The 18,689-nt window shown below is 69.7% G+C and carries 14 protein-coding genes; 1 reads left to right on the top strand and 13 read right to left on the bottom strand.

Annotation, left to right across the window (positions count from 1 at the left end):
• Window positions 1–271: 271 nt before the first annotated feature.
• Genes EDD31_RS07470 through iolC form a run of 6 tightly spaced genes read right to left on the bottom strand, consistent with a single transcriptional unit; the run spans window position 272 to window position 7,481 of the window.
• Complete coding sequence (locus tag EDD31_RS07470; RefSeq protein ID WP_123303595.1) at window positions 272–1,135, bottom strand: TIM barrel protein; 864 nt, start codon at window positions 1,133–1,135, stop codon at window positions 272–274.
• The gene (locus EDD31_RS07465; protein WP_123303594.1) at window positions 1,132–2,160 is read right to left on the bottom strand and encodes a Gfo/Idh/MocA family oxidoreductase; all 1,029 of its coding nucleotides are present in this window, start codon (window positions 2,158–2,160) and stop codon (window positions 1,132–1,134) included. Before EDD31_RS07465 ends, EDD31_RS07470 begins: the two co-directional genes overlap by 4 nt.
• 8 nt (window positions 2,161–2,168) lie before the next feature.
• Window positions 2,169–3,674, bottom strand: coding sequence for a CoA-acylating methylmalonate-semialdehyde dehydrogenase (locus EDD31_RS07460; RefSeq protein ID WP_123303593.1), 1,506 nt, complete (start codon window positions 3,672–3,674; stop codon window positions 2,169–2,171).
• Window positions 3,675–3,688: 14 nt separating this feature from the next.
• Entirely contained in the window at window positions 3,689–5,596 is a 1,908-nt protein-coding gene (gene iolD / locus EDD31_RS07455; protein ID WP_211336082.1) for a 3D-(3,5/4)-trihydroxycyclohexane-1,2-dione acylhydrolase (decyclizing), read from the bottom strand.
• Window positions 5,593–6,507: a 5-deoxy-glucuronate isomerase gene (iolB, locus tag EDD31_RS07450; protein ID WP_123303592.1), complete on the bottom strand. Its 915-nt coding sequence runs from the start codon at window positions 6,505–6,507 to the stop codon at window positions 5,593–5,595. Before iolB ends, iolD begins: the two co-directional genes overlap by 4 nt.
• Window positions 6,504–7,481, bottom strand: a complete 978-nt coding sequence (gene iolC, locus EDD31_RS07445) for a 5-dehydro-2-deoxygluconokinase (protein WP_123303591.1) — start codon at window positions 7,479–7,481, stop codon at window positions 6,504–6,506. Before iolC ends, iolB begins: the two co-directional genes overlap by 4 nt.
• Window positions 7,482–7,592: 111 nt before the next feature.
• Between iolC and EDD31_RS07440 the strand changes: the two genes are divergently transcribed.
• Complete coding sequence (locus EDD31_RS07440) at window positions 7,593–8,330, top strand: GntR family transcriptional regulator (protein ID WP_123303590.1); 738 nt, start codon at window positions 7,593–7,595, stop codon at window positions 8,328–8,330.
• A 74-nt stretch (window positions 8,331–8,404) separates the two neighbouring features.
• Here the strand turns inward: EDD31_RS07440 and EDD31_RS07435 are convergent, their stop codons facing one another.
• From EDD31_RS07435 to EDD31_RS07405, 7 genes are all read right to left on the bottom strand, one after another.
• On the bottom strand, window positions 8,405–9,448 hold the full coding sequence (locus EDD31_RS07435; RefSeq protein WP_123305294.1) for a transaldolase family protein: 1,044 nt from the start codon (window positions 9,446–9,448) through the stop codon (window positions 8,405–8,407).
• A 179-nt stretch (window positions 9,449–9,627) separates the two neighbouring features.
• Window positions 9,628–10,650 (bottom strand): SIS domain-containing protein, encoded by a 1,023-nt coding sequence (locus EDD31_RS07430; RefSeq protein ID WP_123303589.1) that lies wholly within the window; start codon window positions 10,648–10,650, stop codon window positions 9,628–9,630.
• On the bottom strand, window positions 10,647–12,350 hold the full coding sequence (locus tag EDD31_RS07425; RefSeq protein ID WP_123303588.1) for a hypothetical protein: 1,704 nt from the start codon (window positions 12,348–12,350) through the stop codon (window positions 10,647–10,649). Before EDD31_RS07425 ends, EDD31_RS07430 begins: the two co-directional genes overlap by 4 nt.
• Window positions 12,347–15,424 carry an alpha-mannosidase gene (locus EDD31_RS07420; RefSeq protein ID WP_123303587.1) on the bottom strand — a complete coding sequence of 1,026 codons (3,078 nt, stop codon included), beginning with the start codon at window positions 15,422–15,424 and terminating at the stop codon, window positions 12,347–12,349. Before EDD31_RS07420 ends, EDD31_RS07425 begins: the two co-directional genes overlap by 4 nt.
• A gap of 4 nt (window positions 15,425–15,428) precedes the next feature.
• Window positions 15,429–16,331 (bottom strand): carbohydrate ABC transporter permease, encoded by a 903-nt coding sequence (locus EDD31_RS07415; protein WP_123303586.1) that lies wholly within the window; start codon window positions 16,329–16,331, stop codon window positions 15,429–15,431.
• On the bottom strand, window positions 16,325–17,269 hold the full coding sequence (locus EDD31_RS07410) for a carbohydrate ABC transporter permease (protein WP_123303585.1): 945 nt from the start codon (window positions 17,267–17,269) through the stop codon (window positions 16,325–16,327). Before EDD31_RS07410 ends, EDD31_RS07415 begins: the two co-directional genes overlap by 7 nt.
• 28 nt (window positions 17,270–17,297) lie before the next feature.
• Window positions 17,298–18,551, bottom strand: coding sequence for an ABC transporter substrate-binding protein (locus EDD31_RS07405; protein ID WP_245991026.1), 1,254 nt, complete (start codon window positions 18,549–18,551; stop codon window positions 17,298–17,300).
• Window positions 18,552–18,689: the final 138 nt, after the last annotated feature.

Genomic DNA, 18,689 nt, shown 5'->3' with positions numbered 1-18,689 from the left:
ATAGCTGGAACAGGCCGAAGGACGTGGGTACTCAGAGCCTCACACTTGACGACGGTGTCAAAGTCGTGGAGATCGTTTCCGCGCGCACATCGCATCCTTGCTCATAGACACAGCGTGGACCGCGCGGGGAGGACGTGCCGAGGGAACTCCCATCCTGATCGGAACGACTTTTCTTGTCAAGGTGATTGAAAAGTGCTGGATTGCGGCCCTCGATCGCCCGCCGCGAGTCGGTATGGATGCCCCTTTCGCTGCGGCGCCGGCACCGCGACACTCAGCGGGGAATCTGCGACCGGAGATACTCCAGGCTCGCGCGCACATCGCGCACGGGCCCCTCCCCCGAGGGCTCTGTGGCCAGCATGGTGTCCTGTTCCAGCACGTACCAACCCGCGAAGCCTGCCTCGTCCAGGGCGGCCACGATCGCCACAAGGTCGACGTCGCCCTGCCCGAGCGGCACGTAGATCCCCTGTGCGACCGCCTCGGTGTAGCTGAGCTCGCCGCTACGCACCTGCTCCACCATGTCGGCCCGGACGTCCTTGGCGTGCACATGGTTGATCCGGCTCGCCCACTGCTGCGTCAGCGCGACGGGGTCGGTGCCCCCGATCATGAGATGGCCGGTGTCCAGGCACAGGTGGACCGAACTGCCGTGCAGCACGCGCTGCACGTCGTCCTCGGTCTCGATCATGGTGCCGACATGGGGATGAACGGTCGCGTGGATCCCGCGACGCTGGGCCACGGCTGCCAGGCGGTCGAGGTTCGCCAGCAGCGTGGCCCACCCCTCGTCGTCGAGCTCGGGCCGGCTGTCGTAGCCGTCCACGCCGGTGGCCGCGGCCAGCACGAGCATGTCTCCGCCGGCCGCCTCGAAGCTGTCGAGTTCCTGCTCGACCTCGGGCACCGGGTCGTGGTCAGTCCGGTGCAGCACCACGGGAACGAAGGCGCCCACGGCCGCTAGGCCGTAGGGCTGGATGGCTTCGGCGCGGGCCGACGGTTCCGTGGGCAGCCAGCCCTGGGGGCCGAACTCGGTCGCGGCGATGCCCAGCTCTGCCATCTCGCGGAGCACCCGCTCCGGCGCCAGTTGATATCCCCAGCCGGGCACTTCACACACGCCCCAGCTGATGGGGGCTCCGGCGATCTTCATGCGCTACTCCTTGCTCCGGGCCGCGTCGCGCCGGCGTCGAGGTTCACCGGCATACCGGTGGTGGCGGATTCAGTGGCGGCGTTCGCCAGTTCGAGAGCTTTCCGGCCATCGAGCATGGTGGGCCCCGGGTTCACCCCGGTGTCCACGGAGGTCAGGAAGCTGTCGAGCTCCGCGCTGTAGGCGGCGGCGTATCGCTCGAGGAAGAAGTGCAGGTACGGATCGGCCATGCCGCTCCCCCCAGCTCCGTTCGCCCGCACCAGAGTGGGTGTCGCATTGCCCACCTCCAGGGAGCCGAGCGGCCCGAAGGCCTCGAGTCGCTGGTCGTACCCGGTGGCGCTCTGGCGCGAGTTGATGATCGTGGCCACGCCGCCGTCGACGCCGGTGAGCGTGGTGACAGCCTGGTCGAAGTCCCCGGCGGCCGCGGTCTCCGGCCGAGTGGAGACCCCCACCGCGTGCACGCTGGCGATCTCGCCCAGCAGGTGCCGGGCCATGTCGAAGTCGTGGATGGTCATGTCGCGGAAGATCCCGCCGGAGCCCGCGAGGTAGGCCTCAGGCGGAGGGGCCGGGTCACGGCTGGTGATCGTGAGCTGCTGCAGCGGGCCGATCTCCCCGGCCTGCACCCGCGTGTACACCTGCGCGAGCGAGGGGTCGAAACGGCGGTTGAAGCCCACCATCACACGGTTCGCCCGCTCTCCGGCGGCCTCGAGGCACTCGTCGAGGCGCGCCATATCCAGTTCCACCGGCTTCTCCACGAGCACGGCCTGGCCGGCGTCGAGGGCCGCCAGGATCTGCGGCACGTGGAATCGGGTGGGCGAGCCGATGATCACGGCGTCGACGTCCGGCGCGGCGAAGACCTCGGCGGCGTCCGAGACGGCCCGAGCGCCCGGTGAGGTCTCCGCCAGGCGCTGCGCGGCGGCGAGATCCGGATCCGCGACCACGGCCAGGGCAGCTCCGGGATGCGCGAGCACGGAGCGGGCGTGCACCACGCCGATCCGCCCCGCACCGATGATGGCGATGCGTAACACGTCGCTCCCTACTTGGCGGAGTCGCCGGAGAAGTGGAAAGAGGCACCCGCGAGGTCATCGCGACGCGGCCACCGCTGGGTGATGACCTTGGCGCGGGTGTAGAAGTGAATGCCCTCGGGGCCATAGATGTGGCTCTCGCCGAAGAGCGAGTCCTTCCAGCCACCGAAGGAATGCCACGCCACGGGGACGGGGACGGGGACGTTGACCCCGATCATGCCCACGTGGACTTGGCGCTGGAAGGTGCGGGCCGCTTCACCCGAGGCGGTGAACACGGCGGTGCCATTGCCATAGGGGTTGGCGTTGATGACCTCGATGGCCTCGGCCAGGTCCTTGACCCGCACGACGTCCAGGACCGGTCCGAAGATCTCCTCGACGTAAGCGGTGTGCTCCGGGCGCACCCGGTCGATCACCGTGGGACCCACGAAGTAGCCGCTCTCGAAGCCGGGCACGATGCAGCCACGGCCGTCGACCACGAGCTCGGCGCCCTCCTGCTCGGCGCTGGTGATGATGCCCTCGATGCGCTCCTTGGCCTCGGCGGTGATGACCGGGCCCATGTCGGTGCCTTCCTGGTCTCCGGCGTTGACCCGCACCCCGCGCGCCCGCTCCGCGAGGCGCTCCACGAGGGCATCGGCCACGGCCTCCTCGACGACCGCGACCGACAGCGCCATGCAGCGCTCGCCCGCAGCGCCGTAGGCGGCGGCAGCCAGGTGGTCCGCGGCGTCGTCGAGGTCAGCATCGGCGAGGACCACGCCGTGGTTCTTCGCACCGCCCAGTGCCTGGACCCGCTTGCCCTGCGCCGTGGCACGGGCGTGGATGGCCCGGGCCACCGGAGTGGAGCCCACGAAGGAGATGGCATCCACGCCGGGGTGGTCCAGTAGGGCATCCACCACGGTCTTGTCGCCGTGGACCACGGAGAACACCCCGTCGGGCAGGCCGGCTTCCTGCCACAGCCGGGCCAGGAACATGGCGGCGCTCGGGTCCCGTTCGGAGGGCTTGAGGATGAAGGCGTTCCCGGTGGCGATGGCGACCGGGGCCATCCACAAGGGCACCATGACGGGGAAGTTGAACGGGGTGATGCCCGCGACCACGCCGAGGGGCTCGCGCATGGAGTAGACGTCGATCCCGGTGGCCGCCTGGCTGGAGTACTCGCCCTTGAGTAGCTGAGGGATCCCGCAGGCAAACTCCACGACCTCGAGCCCGCGGCCGATCTCGCCCTTGGCATCGGAGACGACCTTGCCGTGTTCGTGCGAGACCAGCAGGGCGAGCTCGTCGATGTTGGCCTCGAGCAACTCCCGGAAGCGGAAGAGCACCGCCGATCGCTTGGACAGCGAGGTCTGGCCCCAGGCCTGGGCGGCCCGCTGCGCTGCGGCAACGGCCGCGTCGACGTCCTCTGCCGTGCCCAGCTGCAGGTGGGCGATGACCTCGCCGGTGGCGGGGTTGTCCACCGGCTGGGTGCGCGCACCGTCCGATGCGGTCGGGGCGCCGCCGATCCAGTGGGTGATGGTGGTGGTCACAGTTACTCCTTGGTTCACAGGTAGCGGCGCTGGGCCGCGCGTGCACGCTCATACGCACTGCGGGCGGCCTGGGTGGATTCCAGGGTGGAGACCTCGGAGACCGGCACGTCCCACCAGGCTGAGCTGGGGGGGTTGGGGCCCTGGAGGTCGGTGGTGATGTGGATGACGCTCGCGGTCTCGGCGGCGCGCGCCCGGGTGAAGGCCGCGCGGAACTCCTCAGCGGTGGTGGTCTGTTCCACCGGCACGCCGAAGGACGCTGCGTTGGCGGCGAGATCGACAGCGGGGGCTTGGCCGTCGTGTGCGCGCTGCGGCCCGCGCTGGCGGAAGCGCGTGCCGAAGCGCTGCGATCCCACCGACTCGGAGAGAGCACCGATGGAGGCATAGCCGCCGTTGTCCAGCAACACCACGATGACCTTGATGCCCTCGGAGGCGATGGTGGCCAGTTCCTGCGGGAGCATCTGGTAGGTGCCGTCGCCCACGATGGCCACCACCTCGGCCTCGGGGCGGGCGAGCTTGACGCCGAGGGCGGCGGGGATCTCGTAGCCCATGCAGGAGAAGCCGTACTCGAGGTGGTACTGCCCGGGGCCGCTGGCGCGCCAGAGTGCCTGGAGATCACCGGGCATGGAGCCCGCAGCGTTGACGAGCACCGTGTCTGGGCCCATGAGGTCCTCGAGGACGCCGAAGATCTCCGTCTGCGCGGGCAGGGGGCCGTGCCCGCCGCGGTAGATCTCGGTGGTGATGCGCTGCCAGTCGGCGACCCGTTCGGTGATCTCCGCGCGGTAGGCCTGCGGGGTGGACCAGCCGGTGAGCTCAGCGCGCAGCGCCTCGAGCCCGGCGCGGGCATCGGCCACGACCATCTCAGCCGCGTGCTTCGCGGCGTCGAAGGCGGCCACGTTGAGGTTGACGAAGCGCGCCCCCTCGGCGAACCCGGTGTGGCTCGCGGTGGTGAAGTCGGTGTACCGGGTGCCGACGCCGATGATCACGTCGGCCTGGGCCGCCAGGGCGTTGGCGGCGTCGTTGCCTGTGGCGCCCACTCCGCCGACCGCGCTGGGGTGATCCCAGGCCAGCGCGCCCTTGCCGGCTTGGGTGTCCGCGACCGGGATGCCGGTGGCTTCCGCGAACTCCCGCAGCGCGGAACTGGCCTCGGAGTAGATCACCCCGCCGCCGGCGATCAGCAGCGGACGGCGAGCAGAGCGGATGAGCTCGGCGGCGCGCTGCAGCGCAGCAGGTTCCGGCACCGGGCGTGGGACGTGCCAGGTGCGATCACGGAAGAACTCCACCGGCCAGTCGTAGGCCTCGGCTTGAACGTCTTGCGGCAGGCAGAGCGTGACCGCACCCGTCTCGGCCGGATCGGTCAGCACCCGCATGGCCTGAGGCGCGGAGGCGAGCAGCATCTCCGGGCGCCAGACGCGGTCGAAGTACCGGGAGACGGGCCGGAAGGCATCGTTGACGGTGACATCGGGGCCAAGCGGGTACTCCAGCTGCTGGAGCACCGGGTCGGGCCCTCGGTTGGCGAAGACATCCGAGGGCAGCAGCAGCACCGGGATGCGGTCGATGGTGGCCAGTGCGGCACCGGTCAGCATGTTCGTCGAACCCGGGCCGATGGAGGCCGTGCAGGCAAAGGTCTGCAACCGGTTGGCCGCCCGGGCATATCCGACCGCGGCGTGGACCATGCCCTGCTCGTTGCGCGCCATGAAGTACGGCAGTTCGTCCGGCCCGGGCTCGGCACCGTCGTGCCCGGCGTCGATGGCCTCGTGGTGGGCTTGCAGCAGGCCCTGGCCGATGCCGGCGACGTTCCCGTGGCCGAAGATCCCGAAGGCGCCGCCGAAGAGCCGGCGGTGTTCGCCATCCCGCTCGGTCCACTGGTGGGCGAGAAAACGGACGAGAGCCTGGCCGACAGTCAGGCGCACGGTAGCGCTCACTGGTCCTCCTCGGTGGTGCCGGCGGGAAGGCGGGGGTCGATCGCCTGGTTCTCCCAGGTGCCGCGGATCCAGTGGTAGTGCGGATCATCGACCGACATCCACACCGCCTCCTCGGCCGGGCCGGCCATGACATTGAGGTAATAGAGGTCGTGCCCGGGCGGGGCGGTGCACGGGCCGTGGTAGCCGTGCGGCACGAGAGCGGTGTCGCCGCTGCGCACCTCGGCCAGCACGTCGATCGGGCGATCCTCGGTGCCGTAGGTGCGGTGGTAGGCCACTCCTGCACCGGCCGGGGAGTCGGCGATCTCGAAGTAGTAGATCTCCTCGAGCTCGCGCTCAGTCTCCGAGTGTTCGTCGTGCTTGTGGGGCGGATAGGAGGACCAGTTCCCGCCCGGGGTGATGACCTCGCAGACCAGGAGCCGGTTCACGGCCACGTCGGTGCCGATCGTGTAGTTGGTGACGTGGCGGCTGCAGTTGCCGGCGCCGCGCAGCTCCAGGCCACTCTCCGCTGCGGCCACGATCCGGAAGGGGTGCGGCTGCACGGCGCGGGCCGTGGCGAGCGCCAGGCGTGCCCCGCCTGGGCCGCCGCCGGGGCCGGTAGCCGTCACGGTGACCTGGCTGCCCACCGGAAGGTAGGCCACGTCGGAGGGCCCCTCGAAGACTCCGCGACGCCCGTGCAGCACCGCATGCTCGGTCTCGGCCCCCCGCCCGGCGCGCACCTGAAGCTCAGCACCACCCGCGAGCGGCACGAGCAAAGCCTCGTCCGCAGAGAGTTCCCAGCTGTGCGTCTCACCGGCGTCGAGCTCGACCACGCACAGGCCGCTGTAGCCCCACCCGGCCGACTCCGGGGTGATGTCGGTGCGCACGGGAGCGGGCGCACGGCGCACGAGGTAGCGGTCGTTGTCGCTGGTCATGGAGTGGTCCTTTCCTCGTGGCCCGCACGCGCGGGCACGTACCCGAGCCGGAGCACCTCGTCGATCTGCCCGGCCGTGGGCATGGCCGGGGCGCAGGCCAGTTCGGCGGCGACGATCGCGCCGGCCGCCACGCAGCGCCGCAGGGTGTGTTCCAGTCCCCATCCGGCGAGCAGTCCGTGGGCGAGCACGCCACCGAAGGCGTCACCGGCGCCGAGGCCGTTGACCACGGTGCAGGGCAGAGCCGGGAGTTGAACGCGCTCATCGCGGCTCAGGGCCAGGGCGCCGTGCGGGCCGCGCTTGACGACCGCCAGCCGCGCTCCGGCGTCGAGGAGTGCCCGGGCGCAGTCCTCGGGATCGCGCTCACCGGTGGCCACCTGGCACTCCTGCTCGTTGCCCACCACCACGTCCATGTCTGCGAGCACCTCGCCGATGGCGGCGCGTGCCTCCTGCGGGGAGGACCAGAAGGCAGAGCGGTAGTCCAGGTCGAGCACGATGGGCGCACCGGCCCGAGCGGCGATCATGGCGTGGTGGGCCTCGCGGCTGGAGTTCTGCGAAAAGCCAGGCCCGGTCAGCCACAGCACGCCGGCCTCGCGCACCACGGTCAGGTCGATGTCGGCGCTCGTCAGTCGGAGTTCGGGAGCGGGACTGTCGCGGTAGAAGTGCAGGGGGAAATGATCGGGCGGGAAGAGCTCACAGAAGGTCACCGAGGTCCGCGCCCCGGGCATGGTCAGCACTCCGGTGACGGCGACGCCGAGCCGCTGCAGTTCGCTCCGGACGAAGCGACCGAAGGCGTCGTCCCCCACGGCGGTGATCACGGCGGAGGACCGACCCTGGCGGGCTGCCGCGACGGCCACGTTCGCCGGACTGCCCCCGAGGAAGGTGCTCAGCGTGGTGACGTGCTCCAAGGTCACCCCGGATTGCCGGGGGTAGGCGTCCACGCCACTGCGGCCGATGGTGAGCACATCCACGACCATCGGGACTCCTCCATCGGACCGGCTCCAGCCATCGCCTAGACTACGGCGCACGAAGCAGACCCGGATGCGCAGAGTGCGAGCACTCCCGTCCGGCGGCGAAGGAGGAGCTCGGTGGCTGTCACGGTGCAGATCAACCTCGACCGCTCCAGCCCGGTCCCCCTGTACCACCAGGTGGCCTCGGCCATCGAACGCTCCATCGATGCCGGAGAGTTGCCCACCGGCACCTTCCTGGAGACCGAGATCGCGATGGCTTCCCGGCTGGGCATCTCGCGCCCGACGGCGCGCCAGGCCCTGCAGGAACTGGTCGACAAGGGGCGCCTGGTGCGCAAGCGCGGTGTGGGCACGCAGGTGGCTCCGGACCGGATCCGGCGATCGGTGGAGCTCACCTCGCTGCACGACGACCTCGCGGGCAGCGGGAGACTCCCCGAGACCCGCATCCGCGGTCATGTGACCATCGAGGCCGACGCCGAGATCTCGCGGCTGCTCGAAGTGCCCGAGGGCACCGAGGTGGTGCGCCTCGACCGGCTGCGGCTGGCTGACGGAGCTCCGCTGGCACTGATGCGCAACTACCTCCCGGCCCGCACGGCGCCGACGGCCGAGGAACTCGCCACCGACGGCCTCTACGCGGCGTTGCGCGCGCGTGGCATCCGCCCCCATGTGGCGCGTCAACGGATCGGTGCCCGCACGGTGACCGGAGAGGAAGCCCCCCTGCTCGATGAACCTGCCGGGGCAGCGCTGCTGACGATGGAACGCACCGCTTACGACGGCAGTGGCGTGATCATCGAGCACGGCAGCCACGTCTATCGGGCCTCCCGCTACATGTTCGACACCACGGTCTTCGCCGACTGACGAGCCGCCGTCAGCGCACCCGCGCTGCGGCCGTGCCGTGAGAGAAAACATGGTGCGGTCCGTGATCGTGCCGCTCAGGGCACCGGGACGAGGACGTTGCGCACCAGTGCGTCGAGCTGTTCGCTGGCCTCGAGGAACTGGCGCACCGTGGCGCGCGCAGCACCGAAGTGCTCGAACTCCTCCACCGAGAGCCCATCGGGCTCGTAGGCGCGCCGGAACTCCGGCAGCTGCTCCAGTTCGGCAAGGATCTCCGGCGCCACCGGCTCATCGATCCTGGCGGGCAGGTCGGCCACGTGATCGTTGATCCGGCGCTGCCACTCGAAGGGCGGTGAGACCACCAGGTCGCCACCGACCAGCTCGCTGAGCTGGAGCCGGTTACGGAAGGCGGCCGAGAGCACGCGGGTGCGGAAGCCGCGTTCGGTGAAGATCGCGTGGGCACGCTTCAGCGCGGCGACGCCGGCCCAGTCGAGCACGCCGGGGGTGAGCAGCATCTTCTCGCGCTGGGTCACGGTCTTGAGCCAGTCGTCGAGCCGGCCGCCCATGATGGTGGCCACGTGGCCGAGCTCAACCTCGGGGAGCCCCTGCTCGGCCCGGCGGGCGTGCGCCCGTTCGATCGCCTCGGCAACGGCGAGCGCCTGGGCCACGGTGAAGGACACGGTCGCGTTGATGGCGATGCCGCGGAAGGCGGCCTCCTCGATGGCCTCGATACCGGCCTGGGTGGCCGGGATCTTCACGATGATGTTGGGCGCGAGCGCGGCGAAGCGTTCCGCCTGAGCCAGCAGCGCCTCCGGATCGCGCCGCAGGCGCGGGTCGGTCTGGATGGACAGGCGACCATCGCGGCCACCGCTGGCCACGAAGGCCGGCTCGAGCAGTCGAGCCGCTTCGACCGAGAGTTCCTCGACGACCTGCCAGCCGATATCGGAGTCCGTGGCGGTGGGCCGCTCCTCAGCGATCTCCGCGATCCGGGCACTCCAGCGCGGAAGGTCGGCCGAGAGTGCGGCCACGGCAATGACGGGGTTACAGGTGGCGCCGACCGCCCCGAAGCCGATGGAGGTGGCGAGCTGGGCCGGGTCCGCAGAATCGTTCCAGAGCGCGGTCTGCGGGAACTGCTCACGCATCCGCCGGAGAACGGTCTGCGGTGCGCCGCCCAGTGTGGGCTCGGACTGCGGGGCATGGGTCATCTGGTGCCTCCTGGATGGCAACGCTGCACGACGGGGTCTACGCCCCTGCCACCATCATTCGCCAGCCTCCACAGCTTGTCAACCGAATGTCCTGACAAATGCAGTCCAGTCCGCGATCAGCCGACGCTGGTGGTCTTGGTGTCGAGCCGGGTGAAGACGGGGGCGTCGATGTCCACTCCTCGCAGCGCTGCCACGCGCAGTGCCAGATCCTGCACGAGGATCGTCGTGCACAACGCCTCGCCGATCGGATCGGCCTCAGCTTGCTTCACCCCGAACGCCACCGCTGCCTCCTGAGGAAGCGGCGTCAGTGCGGTGGTGAGGTAGACCAGCCGGGTGGTCTGCTCGGCGAGTTGCCTGGCCAGCAGTGCCTCGCGCTCGCCACCGAGGATCAGGTGCCCACCCGCGCCGGCAGCATCCATCGGCCCGTGCAGGTAGTGCCGGGTCTCCATGCCCGTCGCGGGCACCCGAGGGCCTTCCCGGAACATCAGGGCAGCCTCCTCGGCGACACCGCGCAACGCGGCCGGCGCCACGACGTCGATGAACTCGCCTGCCGCCAGCACCTCGGCTGCTGCGTCCAGGTGCACTGCGGCCGCCTGGGCCTGGTGGATTGCCGAGTCGACCACTCCCTGCCACCGGTCGAGGTCCACGACGCCGCTCCAGTGCTCGGTGAGCATCCCCAGGGCCACGAGCGTGCCGGTGAAGCTCAGGAAGGACACCGAGCTGTCCGCGTGATTGCCGAGGTTCAGGCTCTGGCCGGCCAGATCACCCAGCGGCGAGGGGTCGTAGTTGGTGAGCGCGAGCACGCGTTCCGCAGGGAACTGGCGGGCCAGGTCGACCACTTCGGCTGAGCGACCGCTCTGCGAGATGGCCAGCACCAGGCCGGGCCCGTCGGTTCCCGGCAACTCCCCCGGGAGGTGGCGGGTCGCATCGATGCCCGCACCGCGCATGCCGCGCACTCCGGCGGCAGCAGCCGCGTGGCTCGCGCCGATACCGACCACCAGCACGCGGCTGGGCCGGCCCGGTAGCTGTGCGAGCTGCTCGTGGATCAGGGCCGGCAGGCCGGAGAGCACCTGGGGCTGGGCAGCAAAGGAGTCCGCGGCCGGAATCCAGGCGCGTGGTGCGTGGCGGGTGCTGTTCATCGAGTCTCCGTGGTGGAAGGTGTGCCGCCACGAATGTGGAGGCGCACGGTCGCCGGCGATCGCCAGGTCAGGTAGAGCCGCAGGCCCGCCATGGCGTCCGTACCGGCGAGGAAGGTGTAGGCCTCTCCCGGGTCGTACGTGGCCTCGACGTCTGCGGAGCTGGCGGTGTCCGGCTCGATCACCACGGTGTCCGCCCCACGACGCAGTGTCGTCGCGCCGGTGAGGAGGTAGCGGCCCTCACCCAGGTCCTGCGCTCCCTCGATCGAGGTGTCCGCGGGCAGGGCGATCTCCAGGGCGTGCCCACTGGCTGCACCCTCGGTCCCGATGCTCACGAGGCTGCCATCCGTGCCGGGCTCGTAGGTCACCGTGGTGCTCAGGCGGACCGGGTCCGCGTCACGCTCGGAGAAGGCCATTGCTGCCGCGAACCGCCCCTCGTGCTCGAGGCGGTACTCCCCGGCGGCATTCCGGCTCCGCTCGGGCAGCGGCTGGTAGTACGCGGTCTTCAGTTCCTCGCGCAGCACCATGCGATCGGCCTCGCGCACAGCCTGCTCGGCCCGGAAGGGGCCCATGGCGAAGAAGTCCCGGGACAGGCGCATAGCAGAGAACTCCACCGCGCCCCATCCGGCGCGCAGGAAGGTGGGGTTGGTGGCCAGACCGGAGCCGATCCGTCCTGCTGCGGGCACATCGGAACCGCCGTAGACGCTGCTCCAGTGCCCGCCCTCGCTGCGCCGCCACAGCCGGGGCCCGGCGAACCATCGGTCCACCGGTGGTTCCGGCTCGGGCACCGCGGCGCTGCGTCCTGCCGCGCGCAGCCCTGCGGCCACTCGCTCATCGAGCTCGGTGCGCACCAGGACATCGACGGCGTCGAGATCGGGGGCGCCCAGCGCGCGCCGGGCGCCGTGGCGGCACCGTCCGCACTCGGCAGCGAAGACAGCGAAGTGGGACGCGAAGGGTCCGAGCGGGAAGGGCCCGTCGAACTGGTCCTGGCGCCGGGAGTGGATGGTCTCGATGCCACCGTCGGGTGCGGTCAGGTCAAGCTGGGCGTGCAGGTTCTCGTGCACGATGCCGGCGAGTTCCGGGCGGTCCAGGCTCTGTGCGAGGGTCAGCAGCGCGGGGTTGGACACGTAAGCCGCGTAGTTGGGGCTGCGCTCGGAGTACAGGCCCTCGGCGTCGACGTCCACCCCTTCCCCGAGCCAGTCGGCTGCGCGGTGCGTGGCGGCGGTGGCGAGATCGCCACCGAGCAGATCACCGGCGGCCACCAGGGCGCTGGCGATCTCCCAGCGGTGGTTGGGCGTGTGGACGCCACCAGTGATCAGGGCAGGCAGTGCCCGGGCCATGATCCCCTCGAGCCGGGGCGCCAGGGCATCCTCCGCGGCGTGACGGCGCAGATAGGCGACCGTGAGAGCGGCGTCGTTGATCGTGAAGGCCGAATCCGGCGGGGAGGCCAGGTTGTCCCCCGAGGTGAACAGGCCGCTGGGGGCCTGGAGCGCCTCCAGCTCGCCCAGCCAGCGTTCAGCCACGTCCACCACACCAGTGCCGGACTTCAGGCCGGAATGGTGGCCGACCAGCGCGGCCTTGACCATCGCCATCCATCCGCGGTGCCCGCGGGGCCGCTTGCCCAGCGCCTCCACACCATGCTCGAGCAGGGTGTGAACCTCCCGCGCAGCCTGACTCCTCAGCGCGTCGGTGCGCTCACTCATCGCGATTCTCCCAGGGTGATGCGGAGGGTGCGGACCTCGAAGGGCCGCAGCACCAGGTGCGCCTCGCCGGCGTCGTCCAGCGCCACGTCCACGGCGCCGAGTTCGGTCAGGTCGCACTCACGCACGCTGGTCACCGGCAGCCTGAGGCGCAACCGTGCGTGAGTGCGCGCCCCGGCAGCCTCGTAGAGGCGGACCACGAGATCGCCACTGCGGTCGGCGGCGAGCTTCACGGCGGAGAGCACGGCGGACGTGCCCTCGCCCAGTTCCACGAGGGGTTCCTGGGCCTGCTCACCGGTGACACGGCGCAGCGGAGCGGCCAGCAGGGCGCCCAGCCGGAGGGCCTCGGCCGGCATCGGCGACGGCGCCAGGAGCGTGGTGAACTCGTGGCTCCCCTGGTCTGCTTCCGGGTCGGGGAAGGTCGGGGCACGCAGCAGCGACTGCCGGACCGTAGTGGTGACGTGAGCATTCTGGCTCTCGCGGCTGACGTCGTGGCCGTAGGTTCCGGCATTGACCACTGCCACACCGAAGCCCGGCTCGCCCACATGGACCCACCGGTGCGCACACACCTCGTAGCGGGCTTCGTCCCAGCTGGTGTTGGCGTGCACCGGGCGGCGCACGTGGCCGAACTGCGTCTCGTAGGAGGCCTCATCGGCGGCGAGGTCGAGCGGGAAGGCGAGCTTCAGGAGTCGCTGACGCTCGTGCCACTGCACCTGGGTGTTGATCCGCAGGGCAGCGCCGTCCGCGGTCAGCCCGATGTGCTGTTCGGCGGTACTCTGCCCGAAGCGGAAGCGGAGCGTGACCTGCTTCTCGCACATCACCACCTCCTCGGCGGCCAGATCCTGCGGGTTCCGCAGGGCAGCGCGATCGAGATCCCAGGCATCCCAGCGCGCCGGTGCATCCACGTGGAGCTGCAGGACGGCTGTGCGCCGGCCCTCCGGCACCAGATTCCGGCCGGTGCGCCGGTCCCGGACCGCGGTCAGGGCGCCATCGGGCGCCACCTCGATCTCGAGCGCGGCGGAGCGGAGCCGCGCGCCTCCTTCGGGAGTCGCGGAGAGTTCCTGACCGGCGGAGGGCTCAGGGCTGGGCCCTCCTCCGCCCGCGGAGAGCCCGTGCCGGGCGAAGGGGGCCGGATTGAAGGCCAGGTCCTCGGTGCCGCTGCCAGCCAGCGCCTGGAGCGCCCCGGTGATCAGCTCCTCGAGCCGGGCGCCGGCTCGCCGGTGCGCAGCCTCGGTCTCGCGATGCACCCAGGCGATGGCCGTACCGGGGAGGATGTCGTGGAACTGGGCGAGCAGCGCGATGCGCCACAGCTCGTCGAGCTCGTCATAGGGGTACGGGACGCCGGCGCGGAGGTGGGCAGTGGCGCACCACAGCTCGGCCTCCACCAGGAGAGCCTCCACCCGGCGGTTGCCGCGCTTGGTGCGGGCCTGCGAAGTGTAGATGCCCCGGTGGAACTCCAAGTACATCTCCCCCAGCCACACAGGCGGATCGGCGTACTCAGCCTGGACCTGGGTGAAGAACTCCTCGGGGGTGCCGAGCGCCACGCGCGCCGAGCCCTCCAGATCGGACTGGAGCCGGGCGTCACGGACCATCTCGCGGGTGGGTCCTCCGCCGCCATCGCCGTAGCCGATGGGCATCAGGGACGCCGAGGCGCCGCCGTGGTCGGCGAAGTTGCGCACGCTGCGCGCGAGTTCGGTGGGACGCATGTCGCCGCTGTAGGTGTTGTTGGGCGGGAAGTGCGTGAGGATCCGGCTGCCGTCCGTTCCCTCCCAGGTGAAGGTGTGGTGCGGCATGGTGTTCGCGTCGTTCCAGCACATCTTCTGGGTGAAGAACCAGCGCAGGCCGGCCTGGCGCAGCAGCTGCGGCAAGGAGGCCGGGTAGCCGAAGGAGTCGGGGAGCCAGCCCACCTCGCTGCGCCGGCCGAACTCCTCGAGGAAGAACCGCGCCCCGTACAGCAGCTGACGGGCCAGGGACTCCCCCGAGGGCATGGTGACGTCGGATTCGACCCACATGTTGCCCACCGGGATGAAGCGGCCTTCGCGCACCCGCTCACGCACGCGGGCATAGAGCTCGGGGTCGCCCTCCTTGACCCAGGCGAAGTGCTGGGCGGAGGAGCACGTGAAGGTGATCTCGGGATCCTCGTCCATCAGCTGCAGGACATTGGCGAAGGTCCGGGTGACCTTGCGGACCGTCTCGCGGGAGGGCCAGAGCCAGGCGGAGTCGATGTGGGCGTGGCCGGTGGCCAGGATGCGGTGGGACGAGGCGTCGGCCGGGCTCGCGAGCAGCGGCCCGAGTGCCTCGCGGACGGCCGGTGCGCTCGCCGCGATCGCGCTGGGGTCCAGGCGGTCGAGTGCCCGGTCGAGACCGACGAGGAGTTGCGCGCGGCGCGGGGTGGCCGCGGGGAGCTCGGCGGTCAGCCCGGTGAGCACGGTCAGTTCCCGGATGAGCAGTTCGACCGTCTCATCGATGAGCTGTAGTTCGATCCGTCCCAGACGATAGAGCGGGACCGCGCCGGCGGTCTCCTTGGTGCCCATCGGCGTGGGCGCGTAGGCGGTGGGGTGCTTGAAGTCGTTCGCGCCGGCGAAGTCGGGGTTTCCGGCCGCCTCCGCGAAGTAGACGAACCTCTGCCCCGCCGTGGCGTCCACCGGCACGTGGTGATTGCGCGGTTCCAGTCCCTTGACCGCGATGCCCTGCGCCGACCGCACCAGGCCTTCGGCCTGGAATCCGGGCTTGATGTCATCGAAACCGAGATCGACGGACAGCTCGATGCGTCGCGCTGCCTCCCCGGCGCCCTGAGCCGCTTCCGGCCAGCTCGCGGGCACCTCGCCCTCGAGGCGGAACCACGTGGTGCTCCACGGCGCGCCCCACGGCTCGCCGCGGCCGGCTTCGGAGAAGACGGCGCGCTCGCGCATGTGCGCGAAGGACACCGGTTCGCCGGCACCGGCTGCGCCGGGCTCGGGTGGCACATCCCACCGGGAGACCCGGATCGCGCGGGAGTCGGCGACCAGGGCACGGGGGAGATAGTCGCCGAGGAGGCGCTGGGCCCGCGCCAGGATCAGCTCAGGCTGGAGATGCACCGAATCAGTCCTTGAGTCCCGCGCTGAGATTGGACGAGGTGATGTACCGCTGGAAGACCAGGTAGATCACCACGAGCGGGATCATCGAGATGACCGAGGCCGCCAACAGGATCGACCAGTCGATGTTCTCCGCACCGATCAGGGTGCGCAGAGCGATCTGCAGAGTGAAGCGGTCCGGGTCGGAGAGAATGATCAACGGGAAAATGTAGTCGTTCCAGCGCCACTGGAAGGAGATCACCGCCAGGGTGAGCAGGATGGGCTTGGCCAGCGGGATCATGATCCGGAAGAAGATCGACAGTTCCCGGGCACCATCGATCCGGGCCGCGTCGATCAGCTCGTCGGGCACCGAGACGAAGAACTGCCGGAACATGAACACACCCGTGGGCGTCACGATCGACGGCATGATCACGCCCCACAGCGAGTTGTACATGCCCAGGTCGCGCACCACGACGAACATCGGGTTCAGCATGATCTCGCCCGGAAGCATGGTCATGGTGAGGATGCACAGGCCGAACACCGCGAGCCAGGGGTTCTTGTACTTCGCCAGGGCGTAGCCGGCGGCCGCGCACAGGAAGACCGTCAGGAAGGTGGTCACGGAGGCCACGATGAGGGTGTTGGTGAAGTACTGGACGAAGTCCAGTCGCTCCCAAGCGCGCTGGTAGCCGTCGAGCGACCATTCTCGTGGGAAGAAAGTCAGCGGGAAGCTGAAGAGCTCGCCCGGGTGCTTCACCGAGGAGAGGAGGAACCACAGCAGGGGGAAGCCCATCAGGGTGACCAGCACCCACAGGGTGGCCGTGGGCAGCACCGAGCGACGGAAGGTCAGCCACCGCGAGATGACCCGCCGGGGCGGGGCGGCCTTCGCGCTCGCAGACCCGGATCGCGGGCGGTTCGTCACGTCGGTCACCATGCCTTCGCCTTTCCTCGGCGGCTCACCATCAGCTGGATGAAGGCCAGAGCGAGCAGCACGACCAGGAAGATCATTGAGGCGGCACTGGCATAGCCCATGGCAGCCCGCTCGAACCCGGTCTCGTAGATGTACTGGATCATCAGCCGGTTCGCCGTCCCGGGACCACCCCCGTTGAGGGCCTGGATCATGGCGAACTCCTTCATCTGCCCGAGGGTGAGCAGCAGGATGACCAGGACCGAGGTCGGTGCGATCGAGGGCAGGGTGATGCTCCGGAACTTCCGCCACGGCCCTGCGCCGTCGAGTTCGGCAGCCTCGTAGAGCGAGATGGGCACGTTGCTGAGCGCGGCGATGAAGAGCAGCATGTTGAAGGCGGCGCCGGCCCAGGCCGAGGCGAAGACCACCACCGCCAGCGAGAGGTCGGCGTTCGTCGACCAGGAGAGCCGCTCCCCACCGAGGCTGGTGATCATGTAGTTTACGAAGCCGAAGTTCTCGCCGAACATCCAGCGCCAGATGACGCCGGTGACGATCGGGGAGACCAGCCACGGCAGGAAGAAGATGATCCTGGCCGGGGTCTTGCCGCGAGCCCGCGGGTTGGTGATGGTCACCGCCATGGCGAGGGCGAGGGCGTAGCCCAGCGGCACGGAGAAGAGCGCATAGACCATCGTGCGCCCGAGTGCCCGGTAGAACTCCGGGTCACCGATCAACCCTCGGTAGTTCTCCAGCCCCACGAAGTCCCAGTCGCCGTAGCCCCGGTAATCGGTCAGGGAGTACGCCAATCCGAGAACCCCGGGCCAGAAGAAGAACAGCGCGAACAGGATGGCGGCGCCGGCGATGAGGATCGCGGGTGCGAGGCGATACTTGGGGCGCCGCCGCCGCCGGCCCGAAACCTCCTTACGGAGTTCCGGGCCGGCGGAGGGGGCGCTCGTGAGTGTGGTCATCGGCTACGGCTCCCGAGATCGGAAAGGCTCAGCCTTCCCGGGTCTCCGTGGTGACGGTCAGGATGTTCTCGATGGCCTCATCGAGAGTGATTTCGTCGTTCAGGTACCGCACGGTCTCGTCCTGCAGCGGCTCCGAGTCCACGGCGGTGCCGAGGTAGTTCGAGCGCATGTGCTTGATGTGCTGCAGCTCGAACAGACCCGAGGAGGCGGCGATCTCGCCGTTGTAGATCTCGAAGGCGTAGGCGTTGTCGCCGTAGTCGATGTCGAGCCCCTCCATCGGCGGCAGGCAGCGGGACATTTCGCAGTAGATCTCGTAGTTCTCCGCAGAGTAGAACCACTCGGCGAAGTCCAGGGTCTCCTCCTCGACTCCCGTACCGTCGAAGGCCACGAAGGCCGAGGCCTGCCCGTAGTTGGTGGCGCGGACCGGCTGCTGGGGCATCGGCACCGACATCCACTCGAACTCGGTCACGGTCTCCTCGAAGTCCGCGATCTGCCAGGAACCGGAGTAGTAGGCAGCCACGCGGCCGGACTTGAAGGTGGCGCTGGGGTCATCCCCGGCGGTCCACACCGAGCGGGGCATGAAGCCCGAGTCGTGCATGTCGTAGAAGTACTCCAGCGCCGTGGCGGTCTCCGGTGAGGTGACGGCCTCGCCGTCCTCGAGCCAGACGCTCTTGCTACCGAACTGGTGCAGGAAGGCACGCAGTCGGTGGGCCGAGGAGTCCATCACCAGGCCGAACTCGGCATCGGTGCTGTCCACGACCTCGGTGGCTGCGTCGACGAACTCGTCCCAGCTCCACTCCTCCTCGAGCGTGGTGGGGAACTCGACCCCAGCCTCTTCCCAGAGGTCGACGTTGACGAACATGCCGACCGCGGTCAGGGTCGACGGCAGTGACTTGATCAGCCCGTCATTGGGGTCTTCGAGGTTGAGCTCGGGGTAGAAGCCCGCACTCTCGCTGATCTCGGTGAGATCGAGCATCTGATCCGTCCACACGGGATCGATGTTCGGGGAGAAGGCCATCGCGGGCAGGTCTTCCGCCTGCGCGCTGTTGCGCAACCGTGTGCGCAGATCTGCGTTGGGGACCTCGACGACGTCGATCTGGACGCCGGTCTCCTCCTCGTACAGATCTGCCATGTGCTGGAGCGCGCCGCCCTGCTGGCCGTCGCCGGACTGGACGATGCTCAAGCTCACGTCGCCGGAGTCAGCGCCGTTCGAGCAGGCGGCCAGGCCCAGCAGCGCCGCAGCAGCGGCTGCGGTAGTGAGACGGGTAGTGCGGGTTCTCATCATTGGGACTCCTTCACAGAACCGGGGCGAGACACCCTCGGTGGTCCTTTCGTATCAGTGCGAGTGGTAACTCTCCAGTCCATATGCCGTGTTGAGACCGAATAGTTACCGTGCTGAAACAGGCGCCCCACGCGGTGG

The sequence above is a fragment of the Bogoriella caseilytica genome, from assembly GCF_003752405.1.
Lineage (GTDB): Bacteria > Actinomycetota > Actinomycetes > Actinomycetales > Actinomycetaceae > Allobogoriella > Allobogoriella caseilytica.
Note: the sequence above shows the minus strand (reverse complement) of the source record. Positions and strands in the feature narration are given on the sequence as shown.